Source organism: Petrocella sp. (genome assembly GCF_059865615.1).
In genome coordinates, this window is the sequence record NZ_JCBCDA010000006.1 from 1 (window position 1) to 5,850 (window position 5,850).

The 5,850-nt window shown below is 37.6% G+C and carries 5 protein-coding genes; 3 read left to right on the plus strand and 2 right to left on the minus strand.

The annotated features are described in order from the left end of the window. Together AC6F8J_RS01085 and AC6F8J_RS01090 are read right to left on the minus strand one after the other, a co-directional pair. Window positions 1-1,379, minus strand: a 1,379-nt coding sequence (locus AC6F8J_RS01085) for a hypothetical protein (RefSeq protein WP_500720404.1), incomplete at its 3' end; no start/stop codon positions are given. After that, complete coding sequence (locus AC6F8J_RS01090; RefSeq protein WP_500720405.1) at window positions 1,376-2,086, minus strand: GYF domain-containing protein; 711 nt, start codon at window positions 2,084-2,086, stop codon at window positions 1,376-1,378. The genes AC6F8J_RS01085 and AC6F8J_RS01090, both read right to left, overlap by 4 nt. 162 nt (window positions 2,087-2,248) lie before the next feature. Between AC6F8J_RS01090 and AC6F8J_RS01095 the strand changes: the two genes are divergently transcribed. From AC6F8J_RS01095 to AC6F8J_RS01105, 3 genes are all read left to right on the plus strand, one after another. Beyond that, window positions 2,249-2,617, plus strand: coding sequence for a DUF134 domain-containing protein (locus AC6F8J_RS01095; protein ID WP_500720406.1), 369 nt, complete (start codon window positions 2,249-2,251; stop codon window positions 2,615-2,617). 207 nt (window positions 2,618-2,824) lie between these two features. Continuing rightward, the gene (locus AC6F8J_RS01100; protein WP_500720407.1) at window positions 2,825-3,010 is read left to right on the plus strand and encodes a hypothetical protein; all 186 of its coding nucleotides are present in this window, start codon (window positions 2,825-2,827) and stop codon (window positions 3,008-3,010) included. Window positions 3,011-3,052: 42 nt separating this feature from the next. After that, complete coding sequence (locus AC6F8J_RS01105) at window positions 3,053-5,596, plus strand: PEP/pyruvate-binding domain-containing protein (RefSeq protein WP_500720408.1); 2,544 nt, start codon at window positions 3,053-3,055, stop codon at window positions 5,594-5,596. Window positions 5,597-5,850 lie beyond the last annotated feature (254 nt).

Below are 5,850 nucleotides of genomic sequence, written 5' to 3' on the forward strand. Positions count from 1 at the left end.
TCTTTAAACTCAACATCACATAATTTTTCATGTTTATTGCCTTTGACTGTCCAAAGTTCACCGGGACCGGCATAATTGATTTTTAAGTCAACCACCCGCCATTCAGGATCGTTTTGGACTAAGTGGGTCAAAGTGGCATTATAAGAAAATTGTTTTACTTCCTCAGCGCCTTTATCAAGAGCTTCAGATAAGACATCTTCATCCGGTTCAACTTCTGTAACTGTTTGTTTCATTTCAAGACTTGGGAAAAAGAGGTTCATCGTTCGTGTCGTGGCAGCTACGGCCAAAGGAACAAGTACAAAGCCCTGTTGAATAGCAAAGTCGGCAGTTATGACATAAGAGTTATAGACATAACCAGTCTCATAACGCACCATAGGCACCTCGACACCACCAAAAGTTTGATACCAAGTGTAGAATTTATCTGTAACTTTTTTATCCATATTCGAGATCTGAGGAGATGGATAAGGTGTTTCCCAATTTCTAGGTTTAACACCCAGTTGGGTGTCAGCTAAGGTATCTTCAGAATAAAAATGCTGATTGGTCCATGTGGCCAAGCCAACCATAAGTTGGTTAATGGTGCTTCCATAGTCATCTAATTGTAGACCATCAAGTCGAGGCATTTTAGTAATATTCCTTGAGAGGATTCTATTCTTTAGCGCGGTTTCAGTAATCTCATATTTAGGGTGGGCATCATTTCTTACATGAGCAGGTTGGGTCATATCAGCCACTAAGTGCATAACTTCCCCAAGTCCACGCATGGCCTTACCGGTATACATACTGCGCATCTCCTGCAAATCCTTAGGGGTTCCGGCAAAATCTCTAAAGTCGGCAGTTATCGGTATAGAAGATACCGACGCGTCATATGGAATTTCAAGAGCCCTTTTATAATTAAGCATGGCATTGACTAAAGAATAAGGGTTGTCCCTCCTATAGAGAGCCCAGTCATTAGCTGGGATAGCTTCATAAATATGCCATCCATGTAGGCTGTATTGATCGGTCAACTGATGGCTACCGGACAAAGCTAGTGGATCATAAAAATGCTTAACCGACACATAGACATGTGGTTCATCAGCCGAAAAACCGCCATGAACGATGTGATCACGAGCCGGTTTTAAAAACCATTGCTGTAAATAAGTACGCTCGAATTTCCCGGAAGAAGTCACGGTGGGTGCGGAAGTATTCTTGTCAAAATTCACAAAATTATTTCTGTATTTTTTTGAATCTTCATACTGGGTTTGAAAACGGTCAACTGAAGCTCTGTTGATCTCTTCATGGGTATTTTGCTCCCATCCATAAGCGGATATGGAAAAACTTTGAAGACATAAGGATAGAATTAAAAATTGACTAATAAATTTTCGTAGTTTTATGATTGTGTTCATCGTATTTGATCCACCACCCATCGATCATCTATTTTTACCATCATGATGGTTGTTGTACCTGTAGAAGGAATCTCGTCTGAAGGTATACCAGCCATCACAATGGCTATTTGTTCAACAGCAAAATAATCATTGTCCGAGTTCATGAAGGTTATTTCCAGAGTATTTAGCATATTCAAGAAGACAGGTAAGCGTTCAGGATTCTCCATAATCATGGCCTCAACAGTACTTCTCTCATCAGGGTTAACGTATTCTAAGGCTGACAGTAAGTCACCGGATTCTAAATGTTTAGAAAAGGCACCAAGGACTTGAAAGATTGCTTTTTCATTGTCTTTATAGTCGGGTTCTTTTTGCCAAGCGATTGCGGCTTTAGCAATAGCTTGCTTTTGCCAAAAACCGGTTATATCCCCAACTTTCCATATACTGTATCCTATCGCACTCACCATAAAAAGAACCATTAGACTGGTTGTCAAAAGTTTTAACCACTTTGGTTTTGGGGTGGATTTTTTTTTAGTTTTCTTTTTTGAGGGCTTAGTGTAAGTTGGAAAAAGACCATCTACAGAAGAAGCGTAAACCCATTGCGTCAAAGACGCATGATAAACTAAGGTGTCAGGCATGAGTTGTCTTGTTTTTGTCATTTCAACCATGATGTCGAATGAATAAGGTCCATATGTTACTTCGTTCACAAATGCATACCAGTTTTCATTCATGGTTCACCCTCCTTATGTTTCTTTTTTCATCATTCATCATACCATATTTTTAGATGAAAAAAAATCGCCAATTCATAATATTACAGAAAAAATATTGACATATGATATATAGGTGCTATACTAAAAACAGTAATGAACATATGTCAATTAAAGGAGGCTCTTATGCCAAGACCAAAAAAATGGAGAAAAGTTTGTTGCATGCCCGAGAATGCATCCTTTGGACCTTTAGATAATAAGAACAAGGGTCCGGATACGGTGATTATGATTGTGGAAGAGTTTGAGACCATTCGATTAATTGATCTTGAAGGCATGACACAAGAAGCGTGTGCAACCCAAATGAATGTAGCCAGAACAACGGTCCAACGTATTTATAATGATGCCAGGAAAAAAATAGCACAGTCTCTAGTAGAAGGCAGTGTTTTAAAAATTGAAGGTGGTGACTATAAATTGTGCACGAGAGATGAACCTGGTTTTGGATGTGGCAAAAATAGAAAATGCCATCAGGCAAATCAGACAACAATCCATGAATAAAAGAATAGAGCTACGAATAAACAAGGGGTGTATCAAGGAAAAAGGATGGGATTAGATGAAGGTCATTACGTTAGTTGAAAATACAAAAAGGCAAGAAGACTTATGTCAGGAACATGGGCTTAGTCTTTGTATAGAAACAACAAAATATTTCTCTTGGCCATTATAAGCATGATGGTGGACTTGAAGATTTTTTGAGAATAAATCACCATGCTAATAGGCTTGATAGAAAACATGTCCTATTTCAGATGGGCGGATAATAAGCTCCATCCTATTTTTGGAGAAAGTCATATTGAAGCCTATTTCAATGAAGAACTTCAACAAATAGCAAAATCCCTTGAGAAATCTTTTAATCTGAAAGGCAATAAAAATCTTTCAATTATAGTATGGTTTTGACCCTTTACTTATAGAATGAATGGATGACAAATGGAGGCGCTTATGCATGAAAAAGTTAAAACAGGTATCATAGGTTTTGACGCAGTTATTGATCACTTTCGCTTAGGAGATAATGTGGTATGGCAGGTGGATTGCTTAGAGAGTTATGAAAAAGTTTTACAGCCTTATGTAAATCAAGCGCTTCAAGAGCAGAGGAAAATGGTGTACATCCGTTTCGGAGCCCATAGACCCTTACTAAAAGCCTCAGAAGTGATTAAGGTTTACGAGCCATCTCCCGAAAAAGGTTTTGAAAGCTTTGCCACAGAAGTTTATAATATTGTAGCAAGAGAAGGCCTCAAGACATTTTATGTTTTTGATGTCTTAACGGACCTATTACAAAACTGGTATTCAGATTTAATGATTGGAAACTTTTTTGAGGTGACTTGCCCGTTTTTATATGAGCTGGATACCATTGCATATTTTGCCATTATGAGAAATGCTCATACCTACTCCACAATTGCGACCATAAGAGAAACAACGCAGCTTTTATTAGATGTGTACCAAGTAAAGGAGAATTTTTATATTCATCCTTTAAAAGTATGGAAGCGGTATTCTCCCACGATGTTTTTCCCACATCTAATAGAAAATGATAAGGTTACGTGCATAACTGCGAGTACAGAATCAGCGTCCCTTTTTTCAACCATTCGGCTAGGAGAAGAAAGACTGGATTACTGGGATGTGGTTTTTGGAGAAGCGAGATTGGCTTTGAGGTCATCTGTTGTCGAACAGGAGGAAGTCAAGGAGAGACTTATGAAAAAGCTAATTGGACATGATTCTCGTATGCTGGATCTATGTAGAAGGTATTTTGATTTAGGAGATATATTAACAATTCAATCAAGAACGCTTGGAACCGGCTTTATTGGTGGTAAAAGTGTGGGTATGCTTGTAGCTCGAAAAATAATTAGAAAAAAGGGTGAAGAAGCACTTGTTGAGCGTCTTGAACCTCACGATTCCTTTTATTTGGGATCGGATATCTTCTATACTTATATTGTGCAAAATGGTTGGTGGCAACTACGTTCAAAACAAAAAACACTAGAAGGTTATTTCAAATATGCTTCAGAGCTTAAAGAAAAACTAATGACGGGCAAGTTTTCGGAAAATATTAAAGAAAAATTTATGCTGATGCTAGAATATTTTGGACAGTCACCTATTATTGTGCGATCCAGCTCCCTTCAAGAAGATAACTTTGGCAATGCCTTTGCCGGAAAATACGAAAGTGTTTTTTGTGTTAACCAAGGTTCAGAAGAAGAACGTTATAAAGCCTTTGAAAATGCAGTCAGAAAAGTTTATGCCAGCACAATGAATGAGGAAGCCTTAGAATATAGAATGAACAGAGGTCTTTTTGAACAAGATGAGCAGATGGCCATTTTAGTGCAAAGAGTATCCGGAGATTTCTATGAAGATGATTTTTTCCCTCATGCTGCTGGTGTTGGTAACTCATCCAACCTTTATGTATGGGACAAAAGTGTGGATATGGATGCAGGCATGCTTAGATTGGTTTTTGGCCTTGGTACGAGGGCTGTTGACCGAACCGTTGTCGACTATGCCAAAATCGTCAACTTGGATCAACCATCACGGGTACCCCCTATGAATCATGAGGATGAGAAGAAGTTCTCACAGCATTTTGTTGATGTACTCTCATTGAAAGAAAACAAATGGAAGACCAAAGAGATGGCATTATTTGCTAATCGAGAATTAAAGGTGGATCAATCTCTATTTTTTAGGCCGGATGAACCAATGGTAAAAAGATTAAGGGAAATGAAGCGCTATGATGTACCTGTCCCTTATATATTGGATATGAAGAAAATGGTCAACAAAACCGATTTTCCCATTATAATGCGACAAATTCTAAAATTGCTCTCAAAAGTTTATGATTATCCGGTGGATATTGAGTTTACCGTTAACTTTAAATCAATTGAGGATTATAAAATCAATCTGCTACAGTGCAGACCATTACAGACGCAAGGTCTTGGCAAAACGGTTGAAATACCGGTGATAAAAAATGAAAAAGACTGCTTCTTTAAATCTTCAGGAAATTTCATGGGTGGCAATGTGCACCTACCCCTAGAATATGTAGTTTTTATTAAGCCGAAGGCTTACCTTGAGTTAACAGAACAAAAAAAACATGAATTAGCAAGACAAATTGGTCATATTAATAAGGCTTTAAAGGGTAAATCAGTGATGCTCATGGGACCCGGAAGATTTGGAACAACAACACCATCTCTTGGTGTTCCCGTTAATTTTCAAGAACTCTGCCATATGTCAGTGGTTTGTGAGATGGCATCTATTGAAGCCGGCTTTATGCCTGAACTGTCTTACGGTAGTCATTTCTTTCAAGATATCGTTGAGACCGGTATATTTTATATTGCTTTGTTCGAGGGCAATGATGAAGTCCTACTGAATATGGAACAAGTATTATCCAAAGAAAATCAAATTTCTATGGTATTAAACAACTCAGAAAAATGGGAAAATGTGATTCATGTTGCCCAAATGCACCCTTTGGAGTTATTCTCAGACATTATAACCCAACAACTGATTTGTTTGTAACATCAATTTAAAATCCTAACACTATTGCATATATTGGTTAAGGCGTCAAAACTTAGTTTTGACCCTTTAATCTTATATTTAGTATGCATCTATATTAAACAATCATATTTGATGAGCGAATATGATTGTTTTTTGTTGGCGTGATCATCTTAAAGTACAGTATTACTAACTTAAAATGCATAAAACAGTCAAATCGCCAAAAATATATGATGGTTATTGATTGTTTTTGATCGAGGTGATATGATGAAGTCAAT